Here is a 22,364-nt window from a genome sequence, read left to right on the forward strand (position 1 = left end):
CGCGCCAAACCTGACACCCCGCAGCGCCCCACGATTCACCACGAGCAAGTTCGCCCATACATGGGATTGTTACGAAATCTGTCAAAGGTGTTTATCAAAAGCATGGCTATATGAATAAACCCCTCCCCTCTAAAATCTGCATCGCCAACCCGGCAAACTGAGTTAACCACGTTACAGCCCCCACGAAGGCAGTTAACCCAAAAACCAAGTTGTTCGGCTCCACACGCAACCCCAAAAAGGTTGCGTGACCCCACTCGACCTATGAAAGGTAAAATTTAAATGAAAGCTTTATTGGTTCTGGCCCTCAGCAGTCTGTGCGCTACCGCCATGGCAGACGAGGTCCCGGCTGATGTCGCGCAGCAACAACCCGCAGTAGAGGATTACACTTACTCAATGCACCTGGACATCGCCAAAGTTATATCCATGAGCGAAGTTCCCAATGTTTGCGAAGTTGTCCCGGTGAAAATGGAATATGACGACTCCAAGGGTCAACGTCATATCCTGCGCTACAGCGTGATGGGTAACGGCTGCTCCAGCGGCTGATTCATCCGCCCCCTCGTCTCCCCAAGGTTCGACCCAGCCGCCCGACGTTGCAGGCAGATAAAGCGTCGAACCTGATACATCTATAAATACGATTTATTTAAGCAATTTATAGCGACTTTTAATCAATTTATCAGATGCAGCATGTGTTCCATACCCAAGGCACATAACGCCACCCCATTTGGAGTCACCCCCATGAAAAGCAAACTGATCCTCGCCCTGACCCTCTCGGTACTGGCTGCTAACACCTTCGCCGCCGACGGCTATGACCGCACCGGTTCGGCCACCTTTGCCGCTGACGGTTACGATCGCACCGGTTCTGCCACCGTTGCCGCTGACGGCTACGATCGCACCGGTTCTGCCGCCGTTGCTGCTGACGGCTACGATCGCACCGGTTCGGCGACTGTCGCAGCAGACGGTTATGAGCGCACCGAGTCGGCTACTTTCAGGTGATCACTGAAGGTCGCTCCCAGCCCGACTTCGGTCGGGCTTAGTTGTGTCTGGAGCCTGAGAAACCCCCTTCGAAACACAAGATGTAGTGAAAAAAGCCTTTTCTGGTTATTTCTTGAGCAAAAATAACCCAGAGCAAAAATTTACTAAAAAAAATCTGCACCGGCCAAAGCCCTGTAAACCCTCGCTCCGACCGAAAAACGGTCCCTGTCGACCGATCCGCGAGCTATTTCGCCGCCCCACGGCACCGAAAACTTCCCTATAATGCGGCCTTAAACGGGCCTGCAATATTCCCTTACAGGGATGAAAAGCCAGTCTGAAGCCCCGCAGAAGCGTTCGATGCTTCCTGCGCCCGTCAGTGGCTCTCGGAACCCCGTACAAAATTCTGTTTTATTGCCTGCCTTAGCTGCTGCAAAAAACGATTCCTTAAGATCCATCGCGGCCAGTACGGCCGTGTGAAAGACCAACCTATCAATTTCACACGGGCAATCTGGCCCTCACGCAGGAGACGACACGTCATGCTGAGCTGGGACGAATTCGACAAAGAAGACACGGAAGTGGCGATCAAGAGCGCCAACGCTGGCCACGCCACCGAAGCCAATATGGACCGTCTCGACAGTGCAGGCGGTGCCGCCGCCCTGGAAGCCCGTGCCGTCACCGCCACTGACTCCGCCGCCGTCGCGCGCGCCAAGGCTGCCCTGGACGCTCTCGACGTCGCCGAAGGTCTGGCCGAACTCGAAGGCGCCTCCGCCCGTGTCGCCGTTGACGAAAAACGCATGATCAACTGCCGCGCCGACCTCAACCAACTCGTGCCCTTCAAGTACGACTGGGCCTGGCAGAAGTACCTGGACGGCTGCGCAAACCACTGGATGCCGCAAGAAGTCAACATGACCGCCGACATCGCCCTCTGGAAAGACCCGGAAGGCCTGACCGACGACGAGCGCCGCATCGTGATGCGCAACCTCGGCTTCTTCTCCACCGCCGACTCCCTGGTTGCCAACAACCTGGTCCTGGCCGTCTACCGCCTGATCACCAACCCGGAATGCCGCCAGTACATCCTGCGCCAGGCGTTCGAAGAGGCGATCCACACCCACGCCTACCAGTACTGCATCGAATCGCTGGCCATGGATGAAGGCGAAATCTTCAACATGTACCACGAGATCCCGTCGGTCGCGAAAAAAGCCACCTGGGGCCTGAAATACACCCGTTCGATCTCCGATCCGAAGTTCGAAACCGGCACCGTCGAAACCGACAAAGAGCTGCTGCGCAACCTGATCGCCTACTACTGCGTTCTGGAAGGCATCTTCTTCTACTGCGGCTTCACCCAGATCCTGTCCATGGGCCGTCGCAACAAAATGACCGGCGTCGCCGAGCAGTTCCAATACATCCTGCGCGACGAATCCATGCACCTGAACTTCGGCATCGACGTGATCAACCAGATCAAAATCGAAAACCCACACCTGTGGGATGCCGAAATGAAGGAAGAAGCAACCCAGATGATCCTGCAAGGCACTCAACTGGAAATCGAATACGCCCGCGACACCATGCCTCGCGGCGTGCTGGGCATGAACGCGGCAATGATGGAGGACTACCTCAAGTTCATCGCCAACCGTCGCCTGTCGCAGATCGGTTTGAAAGAAGAGTACCCAGGCACCACTAACCCGTTCCCATGGATGAGCGAAATCATGGACTTGAAGAAAGAGAAGAATTTCTTTGAGACTCGGGTTATTGAATACCAAACCGGTGGTGCGCTGAGCTGGGATTAATTCCTCAGGCCGCTCAAAATCGCTAATCCGTGAAACCTTCTCACTAAGCGTGAAACGGATGCACTAAAAGGGGCTGCAAATGGCAGCCCCTTTTATTTAAGCGGTTCGGCCACAACTAAAGGATTAACCTCACAAATGAACCTCGGCGGATCGCAAATCTTCCGGGGTTTTCTTTTGGCTGCCCCCAGGTGCTTCTATTGATAAACTGCTGCGATTTGGTGCCCATAACGCACCTGCCGCATTCAAAAGGAATTTCTATGTCCGCACTCGCAGCCCTGCTCAATACCTACCGTACAGCCTCCGTCAGTGAGCGTGAAAAAGGTACCTATTTCGAAGAACTTATCTGCACCTATCTTCGCAATGAAGCTACTTACCGCGATCTGTACAGCGACGTGTGGACTTACGGTGCTTGGGCTGATCAACAAGGGCTAGACAAGCGCGACACCGGCATCGACCTCGTAGCCAAAACCCATGGCACGGGTGAGATCCATGCCATTCAGTGCAAGTTCTACGCAGACAACTACCGCATCCAGAAGAGTGATATCGACAGCTTCTTTACTGCATCTGGAAAAAAGCCTTTTGCTCATCGTGTCATCGTCACCACCACCAACAACTGGAACGAACACGCCGCCGATGCCCTGCAAAACCAGCAGCCACCGGTTAGCAAAATTGACCGGCAAGACCTAGAAAATAGTCAGATTGACTGGACACGCTATCAGCCGAATCAGGCAGTAGCGTTCAAGCCTAAAAAGGCTCTGCGCGACCATCAAAAGCGCGCTCTGTTATCCGTCTTCAGCGGCCTGCAAAGCGCCGACCGGGGCAAGCTAATTATGGCCTGTGGCACCGGTAAAACTTTCACCAGCTTGAAGATTGCCGAGCAGTTGACCGGTGTGGGCAAGCGCGTGCTGTTTTTGGTTCCCAGCCTGTCATTGCTGTCGCAAACCCTGACCGAGTGGACACAGGAGAGCGAAACCCCACTGCACAGCTTTGCCGTGTGCTCCGACAGCGACGTGGGCAAGAAGCGCAAGAAAGACGATGACGCCGTGCAGACATTTGCCCACGAGCTGCGTTACCCGGCCACCACTGCGCCAGGCAAGTTGGCGGCAGAAATGTTCAAGCGTCACGACGACCAGCACATGAGCGTGGTGTTCAGCACCTATCACTCCATTGGCGTGATCAGCGACGCCCAGCACCAGCATGGCCTGGCCGACTTTGATCTGATCATATGCGACGAAGCTCACCGTACCACGGGGGCCACCTTCGGTGATGATGACGAAAGCGCCTTCGTTAAAGTCCACAACGCCGATTACATTCGCAGCATCAAGCGGCTCTACATGACCGCTACCCCCCGTATTTACAGCGATATGGCAGAAGCCAAGGCGGAGCAAGAAAACGCCAAGCTGTATGGAATGAATCAGGAGGAATGGTACGGCAAAGAGCTGTTCGTCATAACCTTCAGTGAGGCGGTAAAAGCCGAGCTATTGGTCGATTACAAAGTACTGGTGCTGGCCATGGATGAAAAGCACATCAGTGGTCGCCTGCAAAAACTGCTGGCTGATGATGACAACCAAATCAAGCTGGAAGACGCCGCCAAAATCATTGGCTGCTGGAAAGCCCTGAGCAAACAGGACACCCGCGAAGTCCTTTCCGACGATGGCGACCCCATGCGCCGCGCTGTGGCCTTCTGTCAGGTGATCGAGTACCAAAAGTTTGCCAAGACCCACAAGGTCAGCTCTAAAAACATCGCCAGCATGTTCGATCAGGTGGTCGAAGCCTACAAAGCCAGCAACCCAGAGAACTCAGAAACCGCAGCCACACTCATCTGCGAAGCCTCTCATGTGGACGGAGGCATGACTGCCAGCCAGAAAGAGGCCGAACTCGACTGGCTGAAAGCCGAGGTGCCTGAAAACACCTGCCGCATCCTCAGCAACGTGCGTTGCCTGTCTGAAGGCGTGGACGTACCCGCCCTGGACGCTGTGTTATTTCTCACCCCGCGCAACTCACAGGTAGATGTTGTGCAATCGGTTGGTCGCGTCATGCGAAAGGCCGAAGGCAAGAAGCGTGGCTATGTGATTTTGCCCGTCGTCATTCCAAGCCACATGAGCCCCGAGGAAGCGTTAAACGACAACAAGACCTACAAGGTCGTATGGCAAGTGTTGCAAGCCCTGCGCTCGCACGATGATCGCTTCGACGCTATGGTCAACAAGCTCGATCTGATCGGCAGCGACCCGGCCAAGATGGAGGTTATCGCTGTCACCGAGAAGATCAACAAAAAGCCCGACCGCAACAATACTGGCAAAGACAATGGCAAGGACACCTATGGCATCGGTACAGGTGGTGGAAAATATGACCACGGCCCCGCACCTGAGCAATTTGGCCTAGAGTTCGAAATTGGCGAAATCGAGCGTGCCATCTACGCAAAGGTGGTTCAAAAGTGCGGCAACCGCAGCCATTGGGAAGACTGGGCCAAGGACATCGCCAAAATTGCCCGCACCCACATCACTCGCATTACCAGCATCATCGAAGACGAAGCTAACACCCGAGAGCGTGAGGCCTTTTTTAGCTTTGCAGGCGAGCTGCGTGACGACCTAAACGACAGCATCGGCGACAGTGAAGTTATCGAGATGTTGGCCCAGCACCTGATCACCAAACCGGTGTTTGACGCACTATTTGAGGGTTACAGCTTCGCCAGAAGCAATCCCATGTCCTGCGCCATGCAAAACGTCCTAGATGTATTGCAAGAACACCACTTGGACAAAGAAGCCGACACCCTCCAGCGCTTTTATGACAGCGTAGAGCTGCGCGCCAAAGGTATCGACAACGCCGAAGGTAAACAGAAAATCATCGTCGAGCTATACGACAAGTTCTTCCGTAACGCCTTCCCACGAATGACCGAGCGCCTGGGCATCGTCTACACCCCGGTGGAAGTAGTGGACTTCATCATCCACAGCGTCAACGACATCCTGCAAAGCGAGTTCGGCCAAACCCTGGGCAGCGATGGTGTGCATATCATCGACCCCTTCACCGGCACAGGCACCTTCATCACCCGCTTGCTTCAAAGCGGCCTGATCAGCAAAGAACAGCTCCAAAACAAATACCAAGGCCAAATTCACGCCAACGAAATCGTGCTGCTGGCCTATTATATTGCCGCCATCAATATCGAAGCGGTGTATCACAGCATTGTCGGGGGTGAGTATCAGCCCTTTGAGGGCATCTGCTTAACCGATACCTTCCAGCTCTACGAAAAAGACGATTTGGTTAGCGAATTGCTGGTGGACAACAGTGCTCGCCGCACTCGTCAGAAATCGCTGGATATTCGGGTGATTATTGGTAATCCGCCGTATTCATCAGGGCAAACCAGCGCTAATGACAATAACGCCAATGTGGCCTATCCACTACTCGATGGTCGAATACGTGACACCTATGCCGAGCGTTCCACGGCCACGCTCAAAAGTGCTCTATACGATAGTTACATTCGCGCTATTCGCTGGGCGTCTGATCGCATTGGAAACAGTGGTGTGATTGGCTTTGTCACCAGTGCTGGCTTTTTTGAAGCCAACACTGCCGATGGTCTACGCAAGTGTTTAGCTGATGAGTTCAGCAGCATTTATGTGTTCCATTTGCGTGGTAATCAGCGCACCTCGGGGGAGTTGTCGCGCAAGGAAGGCGGCAAAATATTCGGCAGTGGCAGCCGCGCCCCGATTGCCATTTCGTTGCTGGTCAAGAACCCCGCCGCCCAGCAGCACGGGCAGATCCACTGGCATGATATTGGCGACTACTTAAGCCAAGCTGAGAAACTGGATAAGATCAGCGCTTTTGCCAGCATTGCTGGTATTACCGCAGCCAATGCTTGGCAGCACGTCATCCCTGATGAGCATGGCGACTGGGTAAACCAGCGCGATAACAGCTTCGGTGAGTTTGTTGTGCTAGGTGATAAAAAAGGCGATGCCATTAAGATTTTTAAAAATTATTCACAAGGGGTAAAAACAAATCGCGACGCATGGGTTTACAACGCATCCAGAATAAATTTAACCAATACTATTGAAAGCATGATTGGTTACTACAACTCCGAAGTTAGAAGGTATATCAATGCTTGCAATGGAAAAACTAAAGATCTTTGGCCGGAGGTTGATAGTTTTGTTGATTTTTCATCAACAAAACTAAGCTGGACTCGGGAGGTCAAGCAGGACTTAGGCCGCCAAAATTTAAGATCAGTTGTCCGTGCTGGCTTTGTAAGATCGCTCTATCGTCCATTTTCAAAAAGCTGGATGTATTTCAACCAACACTTCAACAATTGCGTCTACCAAATGCCGCGTATCTTTCCTAGCGCGGAAGTTGAAAACCGGATGATCTGCGTCACGAGCCTAGGTGCAAAAAAAGGCTTTACTGCAATTATTAGTGACGCCGTTATGGATTTGAATGCACTTGAAGCTGGTGCCCAATGTTTCCCGCTTTACCTGTACGACAGCCTGGAAGATCAGGCTAAGGCCAGCAAGGCACTGGCAGGCCTGTTTGACGAGCCTGCACAGCCCAACTCCAGCACTCGCCGCGATGCCATCACCGATGAAGGGCTCGCGCACTTCAGCACTGCCTACCCCGGCGAAGTCATCAGCAAGGAAGACCTGTTCTATTATATCTATGGCCTGCTGCATTCGCCGGAGTACCGCGACAAGTACGCCGACAACCTCAGCAAAGAGTTACCGCGTATACCGGCGGTAAAGGCTGCTGCTGACTTCTGGACCTACTCCAAAGCTGGCCGCGCATTGGCTGATTTGCACCTGGGTTACGAAAGCGTGCCTATGTACCCCGCCAAGGTGCAAAGCAGTGGCAGCAGCGAAAGTGATTACTACGTCACCCAGATGAAGTACGGCAAGAAGGGTAAGGACAAAGACCTCAGCACGTTGCACTACAACGCCAAGATCACAGTCACCGGCATCCCTCTAGAAGCCTACGAGTATGTGGTCAACGGCAAGCCCGCGCTGGATTGGGTCGTCGAACGCCAATGCGTCAGCACCCACAAAGACAGTGGGATCACTAACGACGCCAACGATTGGGCCTGCGAAACCATGGGCAACCCGCGCTATCCGCTGGAGCTGTTCCTGCGTGTGGTCACGGTGAGTCTGGAAACGATGAAAATCGTCAAGGCGCTGCCGCCATTGGATATCTGATTCGCATGTGTCACCGGTCATTAGACATGGTTGGTGACATTTCTTCAGGTTGAAGACTGGTCTGTCCCGGAGCTGGAAGAACAGGCAGAGCTTGGAGCGACCCGGACTCAGCTAGCGCCCCAGGTTCGTCGGGTGATGGGGCGTATAGGTCGATTGATTGCCTGCTCTCACCCTGATGGTGAACGCTTGAAACAACGACTACATGAACTCAAAAACCGCGCCAAACTTGCACTTCTAGATCGTTATGCAGCAGCACAGCTAGAGTAGTATCTCCGGGCAAGCGACGCCTGAATGACCTGCCAAGAGCGCGTGAAGTCGACTGAGCCAACTTAAGGATGACAAGCAGCATGGAGCAACGATCCCTTCTCTACGATGCCCGTTTTCTCGAAAGCTACGCGGGAGCCATCGTTACCGATCCTGCAACGGCCATCGTCGAGTTAGTTGCCAACTGCTGGGATGCTTACGCCACCCAGGTGGAGATTGCCTGGCCAACAGCTGACTCAGGTCGACAATTTAGGATCAAGGACAACGGCCACGGGATGACCCGTGACGAGTTCCAGCACATCTGGCGCACCATTGCCTACAACCGACTCTCGGTACAAGGTGCAGTCGCCGCACCTCCTCAAGGTGTTGAAGGCCTGCTTCGTCCAGTATTTGGTAAGAATGGCAAGGGACGGTTCGCCAGCTTCTGCTTTGCCGATGAATATCTGATCACTTCACGCAAGAATGGCCAGGAATTCGTCTGCCGGGTTCATCGAACGCTAACCGAGCCACTGGTGCTGGAAGAAGTATCCTTCAAGGCCGAGGGCGTCGAAGGTCACGGCACGAAGATCATTGGTAACGGCAGCATCCCTCCCCTGAGGTTCAGCGAAGAGCAAGCCCGCGAGCTGATCGGCAGCCGCTTTCTGGCGAACCCAGCCTTCACGGTTTCAATCAACGGAAGCCCAATCACCTTCAGGGACATCCCCGAGTTGCTGTCCAGCGAGGAGATTGAAATCCCTGATCTAGGGAAAGTGACCATCCTACATATCGATACCAAGAAGGCTGACCGAACCACCAAGCAGCATGGCATTGCCTGGTGGGTGCAGAATCGCGCCGTTGGTGACTGCAAATGGAGTCGCAGCGACTACGAACGCGTACTCGATGGCCGCACGTCCGAAGCCAAGCGCTTCACCTTCATCGTTCAGGCCGACTTCCTTAACCAGCATGACGCAGTCACCCCTGACTGGAGCGGGTTCAAGGACGACAACCCGGCCTGGCGCACGACCCGCGAAGCTGTTCAGGATCGCATCCGCCAGATCATTCACGGCAGTGGTGAAAGTGAGCGCGAAGCCAAGCGTGCAGCGGTTTTTGAGCGTGTCGGCAATACCGTCAACACCCTCTCCCCCATCAGCAAGGATCGCGTCGAGGCCTTCATCGACGAAGTGGTGGAAACCTGCCCCAACTTTGGCGAACAGGAGATTGTGCAGCTCTCCACGATCCTGGCCAAGCTGGAAAAGGCCAAGTCACGCTATGGCCTGCTCGATCTCTTGCACAAATGCGAGCCCAACGATTACGACACCCTGCACACCATCCTCTCCGAATGGACAGTCAGCATGGCCAAGCTCGTACTCGACGAGATCCAGAACCGCCTGAAACTCATCGGAGAGCTTCGCACCAAGATTCAGGTCGCCGGGATCGACGAAGTGCACGAATTGCAGCCGCTGTTCGAGCGTGGCTTGTGGATGTTCGGTGCCCAGTTCGAGTCCATTGAGTTCACCTCCAACAAGGGCATGACCTCCGTCATCCGCCAGCTGTTCGGCGACAGCCAGGGCAAGGGCAGCCGCAACCGCCCGGATTTTGTGGCCCTGCCAGATTGCAGCGTCAGCTTCTATGCCAGATCGTCCTACGACGAGGACTACAACGAGAACGGTGCGGCGCACGTCGTGATCGTGGACCTCAAGACCACGGAGCTGCCACTCGGCTCCCGCGAAAAGGATCAGGTCTGGAAGTACGTGAAGGAACTGAAGGCGAAAGGACACATTCGCCAGCACACGCGGGTGGATGGCTTCATTCTCGGCAGCATCATCGAACAAGGTGAGGATGATCCGACCACCCATGGTGAGGAGGTCAAGATCATTCCCATGCTCTACGAGACCATCCTCACCCGAGCCGAAAAGCGCCTTCTAAACCTCTACTCCCGAGTCCAGGACGCCCCATTCCTGCTCGAACAGCAAGAGCAACTCGCCAGCTTTCTGAAGCCGGTGCTGGTTCGCCAAGGCGATCTAATGGTTGAAGTGGGTCCGCAGTAGTTAGGGGTACTCACATTTCCACTGTCAGGCTGCGGATGCCCACCGTCTCGCAAAACCGCCCCAGCGCGGTCAGGCTCGCCCAGGTCCTGACCGGCTCGCGGCGCGAACGCACTGGCAGCCAAAACCGGCCCCGTCGGGTACTGAGGCTCCAGCCCTCGCCACCCGGTCCGCGAGTGGCCCTAAACTCCCGCGCCGCCCCGCTCTCGATCAGTGCCACCAGGGTGTCCTTTTCAACAGCCTTTTTCATTTTTTCTAGCCCCAACCGCCCTCGTCCTGACGACTCAGGCTAGTGGTCGCAGCGCGCCTCAACCAGTTGGGCCCGTTCCGGTCGACCAGCGACCGGGTGCGTGGTCACCAGTCCCAGTTGGGACTGACGCCAGGCGCGAGCTAAAAGAGGGAGCCGATTGACCATAACGTCAAATTACGCGAAGCCTGCCGACTCGACAAAATGCCCGCGTGGCGGAAAACGCAGTTCAAAATTGCTGCGGATCAGCTTCAATTCATGCACATCTGCCACCGACCTTTCCCAGCCCGGTAGGAAGCTGAGATCAAAGGCCAGCCGCCTGCGCTATGCCGGGCGTACCTACATCACTGAAGTGAGGCATGCGCCGGACATTCTCAAGCCCCGACTGACCTTCACTGCATCACGTTTCATTGTTGATAACCCAGAGAGTACGAGCATCCAGCCTGATGCCTTGATGCCACTGCTGGAACAGTTCTATCGCAAGCGTGCTCATGAGAAGCTGTTGGTACGTGTCCGTCATTGGCAGCGAGAGACCGGCCTGCAAGCAACTGGCGCTCGTATTCGTCACTTCCAAAGCCGGTGGGCCAGCTGCGATACAAACAACACCCTGGAGTTTCATCCTCGGATCATGGAGCTGCCTGCCAGCGTGCAAGACTACGTCATCGTTCACGAGTTGTGTCATACGGTAGAGAAAAACCACACCAAGGCATTCTGGGCCTTTGTGTCTAGCCACATGCCGGATTAGCAGGAGCAGCATCAGGTGCTTGAGAGGGCGGTATTTGGGGATGCAGTGTGATGTTCCAGCCAGATCGTGTTTCGATGGATACTGATAACTAAACCAATCAAAGGAATGAATGATGAAGCTCTTGCGCGAAGCCAGAACTCTGAAGGCGAAAGCCGTTATCGGCATTTACGCCCTTGGAGCTTTCGGGCTCTTACTAGTTTTGCTAACCACGCCTTCGGCGTCGTCGTTTAGCTAGCTGGTTTAGCGTGGTTGAGGCATCAATTCATGCGTGAGGGCGTCATTGGCTAAATAAATTGTGGAGCAGGCAGATGAATGAGGGGCAGAGCTAAAAGCGATCAGCTACGAAGACAGATCATCGCAGCTGTCACCCAAACCCAGTTACACAAAATTCACCCTCTCTCCCGAACTACTGGTTTGGTATGAGTTAGAACTGGTCTAGGTACGCGGTGTAATGGTATAGGGCTTTCGCATCGGGCCGCCTCATCGGGTCCTGCATGATGACGTTTGGCTGCACCTCTTTAACCAGATAGTGCAGCAGGTCCACTTTGTTACTGTTGAAGTAATTCTCCAGTTCAATGTCGCTAGGCTCGAACTTGTAGGACGGCGGCAGTTCGAGACGCTGTGTTTCGTGCTTATCTATTTTCGACCAGCGAGACGAAACCCTACGCTCGGCCGAATCCATCGACGGCTGCACTAGGTTGTATTTCCTTAGCCATCTATAACGCAACGCCTCATCTAGCAGTTGGCTTAGCGGATCTGGGTGAATCCACTGCACGACCTGTTTGCCCAGGGACTTGAGCTTCCCCCGTACCGGTTGGTCCAGCTTGGTGAGCTTCAGTAGCGCGATGATTGAGTCCAGCATAACGGTGACTGTCTGCGTCCCGCCTTCGTGCCGAAGAAACTCGGACAGTTCGTGTAGCTTGGCATAGGCGTCGATCAGCTCCTTCTTGGCGAATTCACTCTCGCCGAGCCCATTTTCACCGTAGTTGAGCAGCGCATTGTAATGAACGTTCAGCTCACTGATCAGTTGCCCAACCCGGTCGACGCCATAGTTCACAAACAGGTTCACCTGAATCAGCTGTACATTCATCGCAACCCCCTACATAGAGCTATCAAAAGCATCTCAAAATACCACTATGCAACAGATGATGAGTAAAAGGGAGCCTCGTGTGGATCCAAGCTTGACGGCGACAGTTGGAACGACGCTATTGTTCGGAGCACGGCTGAGAAGTCACGCTCAGCCCCGTGCAACGATGCCCGGTGGATGGATAGTTCATGTTGACGCGGTCAAAACGGCCGGTGGCAACCAACTGGTCGACCACTTGCGTTTGCGCTTGCATCTGGTCTTTTCGATGAGCCCCATGGGTTCTGATCCAATAATCCAACTAGTCCGGCTTCTTTTGATCGGTCAGCCCGGCCTTGATCGGCCCCAACACCATGGAACCACCAAGGGCTCAACTTTTGAAACCAGCACATCAACGCTGAACGAGCCGCCATCTCTCAACGTAATCATTATGCGTCCTTAATTTCTTCATCCAATACACAGTAAAACCTGGGCCCATCAATAGAGGTCCAGGGCACACAAAGGCGTTCCCCATCAAGTGCCTGACGTCAACGCTAATGACTCTCACAAGACCCGCGCAGATCTGCGGCATACGACGCCCAGAATAAACGCTTACGGCCCTGAGGATCCGGCAGGCACACCGCATCCTCGAAGAAATACTCCAAGGCGTCAGCCGCCGCAGCATCGCCACTGAGCGCCACTCGCTGCAACCAAAGAAGTCCCTTTGCGACGTGGCGCAATACTCCATTCCCTGCTAGATAACTCTTCCCCAGGCGTGCAAACGCCGCCATATCGCCTGCATGGGCGGCTTTTCGATACCAGCTAAACGACTTGCGGTCATCGACCTCAACCCGTGAAGCAGCGCAACTGCCTTCTCGATTCCGTGCGTCATACAGCCATGCGACTTCAAGCGCAGCCTCGCGGATCCGTTTCGATTCAGTTGCTGTCGACAGGGATGGTGGTTGATGCTTCCGTGTACGCTGGATCGTTGCTGCGGCGTGAGTCGAGTGACGTCGTCCCTGTCGAACAAGCTGCGTAAACCTGTTGTTTGTGTAAACCCGTGAGGTTTACGCAAACAACAGGTTTACGCAGACTCTGGCGATGCCGTCACGTGCTGTTGGTTGGCTGATTCGGCATCCATCAATTTTGAGCCTGAGGACATACCGATGAATACGCTTGTACTTCGTCGCTTCAAAGGCGCACTGACCCTTACCTTGCCAAATGAATTTGTTGCGCAGAATCGCCTGACAGTGGGCTCGGTCGTGGAGTGTTCAATGGTCGATCCGGACATTCTGATCGTGAGGCCGGTTCGCAAAAAGCTGACTCTGGAACAGCTGCTCGCTGACACTCCAGAGGACTCACGTGTGAAGGGGTGGGAATCGCTGGGCTGACGGCAAGCGTTAGTGCACGGCTACTTTGCAGAGCATCGCCAGGACGTCGCGAAGACATTCAACTCGGTTCATGCCAGACAGGGTTGTACAGGAAGCACAATGAACGGTCACCACGAATTGGAAACGTGGAGTCGATCGCCAGCAGAGCAAATGGGATTGAACCGGGCTGCGCATAATCGGATTTCGGTTCAATCAGCTGTAGGTTCATCCACTGGAGAGATCAGCGCATGGGGCAACTGTATGATCGCGCGCTGCTGCTGGCGGAGGTCTGGGCCGAACCCCTGACCGTGATCGCGCACCGCTACGGCCTGTCGAATGTGGGTCTTGCCAAACTGTGTACCCGTTTAAACATACCGCGCCCCGCCCAAGGGCATTGGGCCAAGCGGGTGGCGGGTAAACCGGTGCCGGCTGTTCCCGCTTTGCCGGCGTACACCGGTTCACCCAGCGCGTTGCGACGCCCCACTCGCCGAGCGACTCCGGATTCCCCTCCTGCCGTCGATCCTCGGTTGGCGGCGGTGATTGAATTTGAGGCGCGAGCGGAAAACCGCATCCGCGTGGTGACGTCGGTGCCGGTGTGGCACCCCGTGGTCGCGGCGGCCCAGGCGTCGCTGCAACGCCCCCGAATTGATGCGCGGGGATTGCCGCAAACCACCGCTGGCACCTTGGATATTTCCGTCTCGCCAGCGTTGCTACCGCGCACTTTGTGCGTGGCCAATGCCCTGATGCAAGCCCTGGACGTACGGGGTTATACCCTGTCATCGGGTCGGCAGCGTGTCGAAGTGACGGTCTTGGGGGTGGCGTTAACCGTCCGCTTTTATGAGCCCACACATCGCCTGGACTATCAGCCCAGCGCAACAGAACAGGCTGAAGCCGCCGCGGGTGAGGCGGGGTATTGGCCGAAGTGGCAGTTTCAGCCCACGGGCAAATTGCAGGTGATTGTCAGCGACGGTTTCGGCGGAAAGGTCAGTGACTCCAGCGCCCGTTCGGTCGACGATCAGCTCAATCACGTGATCGTGCTGATGGTGACCCGAGCGGTCGAGGTCCTTTTGCGCGAAGAGCGGTACGCGGTGGAGGCCGCTGAGCGCGAGGCGGTTCGACAAGCCCATGTGCAACGCCAGCACGTGCAAGCGTTGGAGCGGGAGCGCTTGGCCCGACTGGAAGACCAGGCGCTACGCTGGCAGCGCGCCGCACGTCTACGCGAGTACCTTGCGGCGTTGGAACACCATCAGGGTGACGACATTGATGCTGAACAGCGGTCGTTGCTGCATTGGGGACGAAGTATGGCCGATTGGTTGGATCCGCTCACGCCCAGCGCCGCGTCTATCCTGGATGAAGACACTCCGCTGCCGTCTTGAGGAGAGCTGGGCCATGACTGACCTGCCCCCCCTGCCGAACGAACCTCGCGCGGCATCGGCCTTTGTACAAACGTTCCCGCGCAAACAGGCGCGGCGTGTTGAGCATGCGGCGACGAGGCGTCGCTGGAACACTTGGTATCAGACGTTAGATACGCTGAAAAGGCCCAAGAGGACTCCGCGCTGGCAACCCTCGACCAGGAGATCGCGGCTAACTTCGGCCTATCTCGGCTGTTTATCCCCGTCCACCCGAGGGTCAGTAAAAACGATTCGACACTCGACTGAATCGGTCACTCCCGTTCAGGCTTTCTGGCGTCGGAGCTGACCGCGTCCATGATCGCCGTCAACTCCACCAGGAGTTCGCCGTGGCAACGGTTCAAGTAGCCCGATATGGTTTCATTACGCAGGAGACGGGCGAGATACCCCTTGGCAACCACCAAAAACAGCATCGTCTCCCCCAGCGTGTCCTCCACGACCTTGTAATCATGAAACAACTTTTCCATTTCGCGCTCCATTCTCGCCAATTCTTCAACGCTGACCTCGGCGGAGAGCTTTGATTTTTTTTCGATCAACATGTCTGGGCGTGTAGCGGCAAGTACCATGTCGGCATAGTTCTGAGTGAAGCAGTTAGCGGAAATCATCAGCTCCACGGTTTCAATTTGGCGCATGGGTTTCATTTTTTTCAATGTCCGGAACACGCCTCGGCTGACCATTTTGACTTTGAGCATTTCCACCACTTCGGGCGCAATACCATCGAGCAAGTGTTGCCGCTCATGGATGCGCTCAATGTTGATGCCCAATACAGTGGCGATGAGGGCTGGGGAAATGCCTCTGCGGACGGCGGCAAGAATCATTTTGTGTTCTTGCACAGGGGTTAGCCGGTTGATCTGTCTGTTGTAGGTGAAGCCTTCGTCATCGATGGACAACAAGCACAATGCCTCACTGGCACCCAGTGCTTTTAGGGCGTGCAAGCGCAAGTGGCCGTCGAGCAACACGAAGGCTGCCTCACCCTGCGCATTGGTCTGTTGTCGATGTACCGCGAGAGGCTCAATGACACCCAACTCTCGAATGGACGTCAGGATGGTTAAGTACTTTTTCGTCTGCTCTATATCCTTATCCAGAGATCGGGTCGGAAGAATTCGGTCGAGAGGGACCGGGATGATCTGCCGCTCAAAGCCTTGTTTCACCTGACCCATGTTTATCCCTCACCTTGAATGCGGTCAGCCAACGACTTCGGCATGTCCGGGATGTTTTCGCTGCGCAGCAGCGTGCAAAAATAATCATCAGCCAGTAGTCGGCGCATGGCGGTGACGATGATCAATACGCGCTGTTCGTTGATATCGGCCTTTTTGATCATGACGCGCTGGCGCCTGACTTCGGTTTGATAGGTGCTCAGGAGTTTTTGAGGTGTCGTCGGCTGCTCGGCTGCCAATCGTTGTTGTCCGTAGTGTTTCCCTAAGAACCGGCGTCTATCGATCAAGCGTCTGACCTTAATCAATTGCTCACCTTTCAAGACGCCGGTCTCGTAGGCCTTGATCATAGCCACTTGTACTTCGGTATCACTGGATCTAGCGACTTCGGTCGCAACACTGATGGGTAGCCAGCCTTTCTCGACAGCGGCGATCAGCCGATCCTCTCCTTGACGTAACAGCAGGAGGATGGCGTTGATGTAGGCGGGATCCAGAGCGGTTTTAACACTGATCTGCTTGGTCGTGTAGCCACGCTCTGACAAGATTTGGATGGAGTAGAGCAAGTCCTTGTTCGAGTGCTTACGGCGGGCAAGATTCTCCACCAGACTGATGAGAAACCGGTCGATCTCAGGAGCGCTGATGACCACACACGGAATTTCTCGCTCACCCAGCGCACAAAACGCTTCGTATCGGCCTTGTCCGCAGACTAATTCGAATAATCCTAAATGTTCTGGGTCATTGCTGGGGGTGATCGTAATCGGTCGCTTCAAACCCAAGCTCGAAATGTTTTCGACCATTTTGGCGAACGCCTGTTTATTGCGCGCTCGTGGATTGAGGACGCGGATACGATCCAGACTGACCATTTGGATGGTCGTGGCTTCGCCGACATGATGCGGACTTCGAGGGTGTTGCGGCATGTTCATGCAGCTCTCCCCACGACAGTGCGACGAGACAGTTGCGCGAGGGCTTCGAGGTTGTCGTAGCGATAGATTTCCAGGTTGGACGCGTTTGATTCACTTAACCGAATGTTGGGCTGTTGAACATCGAGGGTCGGTAGGATGTAGTAATCGCGAGCAATCTCTTCCCCCGGCTCCATTCGGACGGCAACAGTGATATCCGGTGAGAGGCCAAGATCAAAGCGTATCTTCCAACGAGCTGCTCCCGAACCATTGTGCTGACAGCGACACAGGACAAGAGAGATCAGCAGTTCATCATTCACTTGGAGCAGGTCGTTGGTCGGGTCGATGGCGACTCGTCCCCCAAGTTGCTGAATATGCTCCACCGTTCGCGCCAGCATCAGCGGATGCATCAGTCGAAGTTGATGGTTGGCCGCAACGTAGTCGTAGTCCCGCGAGGGGGTGTAGCCGATGAGCGAATACGTGCGCAGAAGACTGCCAAATCGATATTGATACGCCGTGCTGGAGGGGCAGTCGTCTGACTCATTGATGATCAGGCCGGATAAATACCCAGCTTTCTCATACAATTTTTTTAGTCGCTCCAGCATTTCCGCGTCGGGCATGCGATAGCTGCGTGACTGGATGATCTCTTGGGCGGCGGCGAACAGTATGTGGTCGACCAAAGCTGGAAAGACGCCGTCTGCGCGTATCCACTGGTCTGGATCATTCCGCACATGTTCTTGTTTGAGTTTAAAGGAGGACCGATTCCAAACGTTGTTACCGATGTATTTCTCGTTGGTCAGGACCTGATGGACGCCGCCTTTGGTCCATGGCCTGGCCAAGTCATTCAGGAGTCCTCGACTGTTCAGTTGCTGCGCGATCTCGGTCTCTGAGTAACCCGCTTCTACAAACCGGTGGTAAATCCAATGAACGGTGGCAACCTCCTCCGGGGGGCCAGGAACTAGCCTTACGCGGTCGGTTTGGATGCTTTTGTGTTCGCCAATCGCCAGCTTCGCTTTGGGGTTACCACCTGCGTCTACCAACTGACGCCTGAGACCGTAGCCGGCCATCCCACCCTGCCGAAACCCCAATTGAATAAGTCGGGATTGCCCAGCAAAGACTTTGACGGACAGCTCCCGACTGTACTCGCCAGCCATCATTCGTTTCAGGCTTTTGACGATGTTAGAAACGGGAGAGCCGTCATTGGAAAATTGCTCTGCGCAGTAATGAACCGAGACACCTGCCTGTCGGCAACGGACCTCGAAGCTGGCCGCTAAATCCGGATCTTGAAAGCGCCCCCAGCGGCTGACGTCGTAGACGAGAATGGTCGAAAAACCGAGTGTTCCGCTCTCAACATCGCTGAACAGTTGAATCAACGCATCACGTCCCTCCAGACGAAGGCCACTCTTGCCTGCGTCGGTATAAATTCTGACGATTTCGAGGGAATGCGCCGCTGCGTAAAGCTTGATGGTTTCTAGTTGGTTTTCAGTTGAGTACTGCTGATGTTCTGTGGACATCCGGACATATGCCGCTGCCAAACCTGGGTCTTGGCGTGAGTTTTCTGAGTGAGCACTTTTACGATTGTGCATACGCAATAGCCCCTGCGTGCATCCACACTGGACGTGCGCCGTTTGGGCGTACCCGTTCTGCTGCTACCCAAGCAAGCGGTGTGTCTTTCAACCATAGAGGATCACAGGGGGAAAAATGTTTCCTAAAAAGGGCAAAACTTTTCCGAACAGACAAGAGTATGCGTCGGGGTTGGCGGTAGCATTACAAGGTGAGTTGGGGTCGACTCATCAAGCCGTTAAGACACTGATGAGATGGACAAACGCAAACGAGCGGACTGCGAAAAACTGGTTAAAAGGAACGTGTGGCCCCCGAGGTGAGCATCTCGCCCGTCTTCTTCAGCACTCGGATGCCGCCTTGGCTAGCTTCTTAAAAATGGCGGAGCGTAACAGCGATGTGATGCGCACAACGCTTCCGTCATTGAGAAGTGATCTAATGCGGGCGGTGAATGCCATCGACTCTTGTTTGTCCGCTGTGAACGAACCGTAGCCGGATTGACGTGGTTTTGCTTTGGGCTCCGTTGCTCGGCGGTTCGACTAATCTTCCAGGGATGTCATACATCTGTACTCCAAGGAGGAACCGCCATGCCACACTCAGACCTGCTCCCTTCACTGCTTTTAAAGCTCAATGAAAACCAACTCGCCCTGGAAGCAGCGATTTTGGAACTCACAAATTGGGTTGAGCAGCGAGGATCAGGCGATGTCGCGGAGAATGTGCGCGGCGCGTTGACTGCAATCGATCGTAACGAGGAGTTCATCAAGATGACGCTTGCTGTGATGATGACGCCAGAGTGATTGCACTCGTACACCACCAACGACTTTGGATCGATATCAACCTCTCAGATTTGACTTCCTGTCGGTCAAGTTTTGTACAATCGGTAACCCACTCCAACGCAAATGAATGGCTAGCTCGCTTGTAAATATGAGGTCATGAACGCTTCGATTTCGCACCTCATGGAGTGATGCCGTGTTCAAGACGCCCTATTAGAGTCAGCACCTGGCGCTGGCCATCCTCTGATCCTGCCAACGCCAATGGAACGACGCGCCCCAGCACCAACGCAGGTTGAGTCAACCAACGAGCAGCGGCTTGACCATCGTGTTCGAAAAACGCCAAGCAGGTGCCAAGCAGCTCCGCCATCGGAGGAGTAAGCATGAGGCTGTCCCGGACCGCTCGCATTGCTGACTCCTCATAAACGGTAGTGCTCTCGTGCAAGTCGCAGCGCGTGTGCACCCAACCGAAAAGTGAAACCGTTTTGCCAAGTGCCCCACATACCTCGCATACATGTGACGACAGCGATTCGACAAGGTCTACCACAGCACCAGTGTAGTCATTGCTTCTTCGGCAGTAGAAACGGAGCCCGCCAAATTTTTCCTTTACTTGCGAAGCCATAGGCTGCCGAGCATCCGTGGCGTCGACGTGGCGCTGAATCAGTTGGCACGCTGCATCAATAAGTGTGAACCAGCCATCCCCACATTCGAAGCCGAACAGTTTCGGACCATTCGCCTCCTCATCCAAAAAAATGGCGGGATAGCGCGTACACAGCAGGGCGTCGAGTTCTTGATGCATAGCTACGTTAGCTCCTGATTGATCGCTGATAGCGGTTCGACTCGGTGTAGATCCGATTGCCGTGCAGATACAAAAACGAATCGAACGCTGCTTCACTACGTCCCTGGTGCAAGGTCTCGATCACGTACGGCCGTTCACTGTAGGGGGCGTCCAATTCGACTGCACGCTGTCACTGCATGCAATACCGTGACCCAGCCAAGCCGCCACTGGTAAATATCTCCAACAAGAACTTCAGCGACTGACGCCCTCCACACGAATGAAAATTCACAAGCAGAAATCGCTCACCATCAACTGTTTCGATTAGATAGCGGTGCTCGAATTCGACGACCTTGCGGATCTCCTCGGAGAGGATCAGCGCACCATTGCGATAGCTAGCGCTCTTGTAAATGTGCCCGCTCGCGCAATAGCTGTTGATGTAGACATCCATCAAATACCCGGTAATCACATAGTCGGGATAGTCCTCCAACATCGCCTTGACAAGCAAAATCGCCTTATAGGAACTGACCATTTCTCTTCCCCGCGCAGCCGCAACTTTGAAAACCGCCCAGCAGTGAAATTTCGTCGCTTCTTGTAAACAACGGCGAATTACGCATTCAATGAGCTTACAACGTCGACAACGTAGTTACTTAAATGTAGTCATGGCCGCTCTCAGAAAGCTTGTCGCAAACTTAGTTCTCCAGATCCATGAGACCAAACTAGCCGATCAGAACTTCTTGTCAACCCCTTAAATATAGAAAAATTACACAAGTGGTTTGATTCTCTGTCGTGTCACTAACGAGCGAAAGCGTAGATATTCACACCAAGGGGGATGGCAACTGCATTTGCCCCACAACGGAAGTATCCTTACGCTATGAGGGTAGAAAGCCCCTCTCTAATCTCTCCGTGGTGAGCATGATGAAGCTTTTACAGGCATTCACTCCACTGAAAACGCTTTAATAGGGATCCTCCAGAAAAGTCATTTTTAGCTGAGAAACCCTGTAAAGACGCGGGATCCAGCAGACTCCTCGACGGAAAATCAGACTTATTCGGAGGCCCCTAGCGACATAGCTATTGACTTTTAAAAAGAAGATTGTTATAGTCTGGAGGCATTAGGTCAAAAGGCCATTAATGCGGAGACACCCATGCAGCAATCTTTCCTTATCCCCCCCTCGTTATTACACCGCCCCTGATTTTCCTATAGGGATATTCGGCTGTTGCCGGGCAACTCTCTATTACCCATAACTTTTAATTTCCGGACAGCACGCTTGTGCTGAGGACTTTTTCGCGCCCACTCATCGGATTAAAAGCTTGGCATTCCACATATAATAACTAATAAAGATTACGTGCAAACCATTGACAAACTTACGCCCGCACCGAAATTGTCAATATAGAAAACATCCAAACCTGGGGAATCACCACGATGTTATGCCGATTAAGCCAGCACCCTATTTGACAAGCCAAATTTTGGCCACCAATCTCTGACTGACTCTAAACGAGCATACATCATGAAAAAACTCCGAAATCATGGCGGCGGCACCAATCCGCCCATAAGAAACATTAAGCGCAGCCAGTATGGCAAACAGACTACATTCTTCCCATCTCGGAAAAATGGCGTGCTAATAGTCTGTGAAGTACGACTTGAGGCTGATGCATGTTTCCTTTGGGAGCATGACGAAAATGTTGTTAGCTATCGAGAGCAGCCCGAGCGGCTAACGCTAGTCGTTGAGAAAAAGCCCCGCACTTATGTACCAGATTTTGAGGTTCGCTATGCGGACGGCTCGATTAAATTCGTTGAAATCAAGCCAGATAACGTATTCCGTAAGCCCAAATACCTCGCCCTGTATCGCGCAGCGCGAAAATTTCTCGAAAAACGCGGCGACGGCTTCCAGCTACTAACCGAGAGCAAGATCCGCCAACAGCCCCGGCTCAACAACCTGATCAAGACCTACTCCCAAGCACGTGGAGCCGCTCCACTTGAGCGGGCCTATTTGCGCGATCTGCTCAGTACTCTGAAAGCCCCCATGAGAATTGGCGACATTCTGGCATTGCCCTCACCACCCTCTCCAGCCTCGCTGTCTGCGGCGATTTTCGAGTTGGAATTGCGTTGTGATTGGACCAAACCAATTTCTACCAGCAGCCAAGTTTTCTGGGGATAAA

The 22,364-nt window shown here is 54.2% G+C and carries 18 protein-coding genes and 1 pseudogene; 11 read left to right on the forward strand and 8 right to left on the reverse strand.

Annotation, left to right across the window (positions count from 1 at the left end; translation table 11 throughout):
- Positions 1-279: 279 nt before the first annotated feature.
- The 5 genes from AC1Q6D_RS27190 (at position 280) to AC1Q6D_RS27210 (ending at position 10,215) form a co-directional block, all read left to right on the forward strand.
- A complete protein-coding gene (locus AC1Q6D_RS27190; RefSeq protein ID WP_047532382.1) occupies positions 280-543 on the forward strand; it encodes a DUF2790 domain-containing protein in 264 nt (87 codons plus the stop codon).
- 192 nt (positions 544-735) lie between these two features.
- Positions 736-993, forward strand: coding sequence for a hypothetical protein (locus tag AC1Q6D_RS27195; protein ID WP_103405941.1), 258 nt, complete (start codon positions 736-738; stop codon positions 991-993).
- A 515-nt stretch (positions 994-1,508) separates the two neighbouring features.
- Positions 1,509-2,756, forward strand: coding sequence for a ribonucleotide-diphosphate reductase subunit beta (locus AC1Q6D_RS27200; RefSeq protein ID WP_103405940.1), 1,248 nt, complete (start codon positions 1,509-1,511; stop codon positions 2,754-2,756).
- A 257-nt stretch (positions 2,757-3,013) separates the two neighbouring features.
- On the forward strand, positions 3,014-7,924 hold the full coding sequence (locus AC1Q6D_RS27205) for a DEAD/DEAH box helicase (RefSeq protein ID WP_103405939.1): 4,911 nt from the start codon (positions 3,014-3,016) through the stop codon (positions 7,922-7,924).
- 347 nt (positions 7,925-8,271) lie between these two features.
- Positions 8,272-10,215, forward strand: a complete 1,944-nt coding sequence (locus AC1Q6D_RS27210) for an ATP-binding protein (protein ID WP_103405938.1) — start codon at positions 8,272-8,274, stop codon at positions 10,213-10,215.
- Between the two features lie 10 nt (positions 10,216-10,225).
- On the opposite strand, the gene AC1Q6D_RS27215 is transcribed toward AC1Q6D_RS27210, so the two are convergent.
- Positions 10,226-10,462: a hypothetical protein gene (locus tag AC1Q6D_RS27215; protein WP_103405960.1), complete on the reverse strand. Its 237-nt coding sequence runs from the start codon at positions 10,460-10,462 to the stop codon at positions 10,226-10,228.
- A 274-nt stretch (positions 10,463-10,736) separates the two neighbouring features.
- Here AC1Q6D_RS27215 and AC1Q6D_RS27220 point away from each other — a divergent pair.
- Positions 10,737-11,204, forward strand: a pseudogene (locus AC1Q6D_RS27220) (YgjP family zinc-dependent metalloprotease); the annotation flags it as partial.
- Positions 11,205-11,628: 424 nt separating this feature from the next.
- Here the strand turns inward: AC1Q6D_RS27220 and AC1Q6D_RS27225 are convergent.
- Both AC1Q6D_RS27225 and AC1Q6D_RS27230 read right to left on the reverse strand, forming a co-directional pair.
- On the reverse strand, positions 11,629-12,294 hold the full coding sequence (locus tag AC1Q6D_RS27225; RefSeq protein ID WP_103405937.1) for a hypothetical protein: 666 nt from the start codon (positions 12,292-12,294) through the stop codon (positions 11,629-11,631).
- A gap of 115 nt (positions 12,295-12,409) precedes the next feature.
- Positions 12,410-12,544, reverse strand: a complete 135-nt coding sequence (locus AC1Q6D_RS27230; protein ID WP_256590357.1) for a hypothetical protein — start codon at positions 12,542-12,544, stop codon at positions 12,410-12,412.
- An 889-nt stretch (positions 12,545-13,433) separates the two neighbouring features.
- Between AC1Q6D_RS27230 and AC1Q6D_RS27235 the strand changes: the two genes are divergently transcribed.
- Together AC1Q6D_RS27235 and AC1Q6D_RS27240 are read left to right on the forward strand one after the other, a co-directional pair.
- Entirely contained in the window at positions 13,434-13,658 is a 225-nt protein-coding gene (locus AC1Q6D_RS27235; RefSeq protein ID WP_103405935.1) for an AbrB/MazE/SpoVT family DNA-binding domain-containing protein, read from the forward strand.
- Between the two features lie 227 nt (positions 13,659-13,885).
- Positions 13,886-15,013, forward strand: coding sequence for a hypothetical protein (locus tag AC1Q6D_RS27240; RefSeq protein ID WP_103405934.1), 1,128 nt, complete (start codon positions 13,886-13,888; stop codon positions 15,011-15,013).
- Positions 15,014-15,300: 287 nt separating this feature from the next.
- Here the strand turns inward: AC1Q6D_RS27240 and AC1Q6D_RS27245 are convergent, their stop codons facing one another.
- Genes AC1Q6D_RS27245 through AC1Q6D_RS27255 form a run of 3 tightly spaced genes read right to left on the reverse strand, consistent with a single transcriptional unit; the run spans position 15,301 to position 18,685 of the window.
- Positions 15,301-16,206, reverse strand: coding sequence for a plasmid partitioning protein RepB C-terminal domain-containing protein (locus AC1Q6D_RS27245; protein WP_103405933.1), 906 nt, complete (start codon positions 16,204-16,206; stop codon positions 15,301-15,303).
- Positions 16,207-16,208: 2 nt separating this feature from the next.
- The gene (locus AC1Q6D_RS27250; protein WP_103405932.1) at positions 16,209-17,123 is read right to left on the reverse strand and encodes a ParB/RepB/Spo0J family partition protein; all 915 of its coding nucleotides are present in this window, start codon (positions 17,121-17,123) and stop codon (positions 16,209-16,211) included.
- Positions 17,120-18,685 carry a recombinase family protein gene (locus AC1Q6D_RS27255; RefSeq protein WP_103405931.1) on the reverse strand — a complete coding sequence of 522 codons (1,566 nt, stop codon included), beginning with the start codon at positions 18,683-18,685 and terminating at the stop codon, positions 17,120-17,122. The genes AC1Q6D_RS27250 and AC1Q6D_RS27255 overlap by 4 nt, the downstream gene beginning before the upstream one ends.
- A gap of 115 nt (positions 18,686-18,800) precedes the next feature.
- Here AC1Q6D_RS27255 and AC1Q6D_RS27260 point away from each other — a divergent pair, with 115 nt between their 5' ends.
- Complete coding sequence (locus AC1Q6D_RS27260; protein WP_103405930.1) at positions 18,801-19,151, forward strand: hypothetical protein; 351 nt, start codon at positions 18,801-18,803, stop codon at positions 19,149-19,151.
- Positions 19,152-19,246: 95 nt separating this feature from the next.
- Positions 19,247-19,456 carry a hypothetical protein gene (locus AC1Q6D_RS27265; protein ID WP_008034853.1) on the forward strand — a complete coding sequence of 70 codons (210 nt, stop codon included), beginning with the start codon at positions 19,247-19,249 and terminating at the stop codon, positions 19,454-19,456.
- A gap of 157 nt (positions 19,457-19,613) precedes the next feature.
- On the opposite strand, the gene AC1Q6D_RS27270 is transcribed toward AC1Q6D_RS27265, so the two are convergent.
- Together AC1Q6D_RS27270 and AC1Q6D_RS27275 are read right to left on the reverse strand one after the other, a co-directional pair.
- Positions 19,614-20,228 carry an MbcA/ParS/Xre antitoxin family protein gene (locus AC1Q6D_RS27270; RefSeq protein WP_103405929.1) on the reverse strand — a complete coding sequence of 205 codons (615 nt, stop codon included), beginning with the start codon at positions 20,226-20,228 and terminating at the stop codon, positions 19,614-19,616.
- 169 nt (positions 20,229-20,397) lie between these two features.
- Positions 20,398-20,736 carry a hypothetical protein gene (locus AC1Q6D_RS27275; RefSeq protein WP_103405928.1) on the reverse strand — a complete coding sequence of 113 codons (339 nt, stop codon included), beginning with the start codon at positions 20,734-20,736 and terminating at the stop codon, positions 20,398-20,400.
- A gap of 976 nt (positions 20,737-21,712) precedes the next feature.
- On the opposite strand from AC1Q6D_RS27275, the gene AC1Q6D_RS27280 reads away from it, so the two are divergent.
- Positions 21,713-22,363, forward strand: coding sequence for a TnsA endonuclease N-terminal domain-containing protein (locus AC1Q6D_RS27280; RefSeq protein WP_103405927.1), 651 nt, complete (start codon positions 21,713-21,715; stop codon positions 22,361-22,363).
- Position 22,364: the final 1 nt, after the last annotated feature.

Source organism: Pseudomonas sp. MT92, assembly GCF_058792515.1.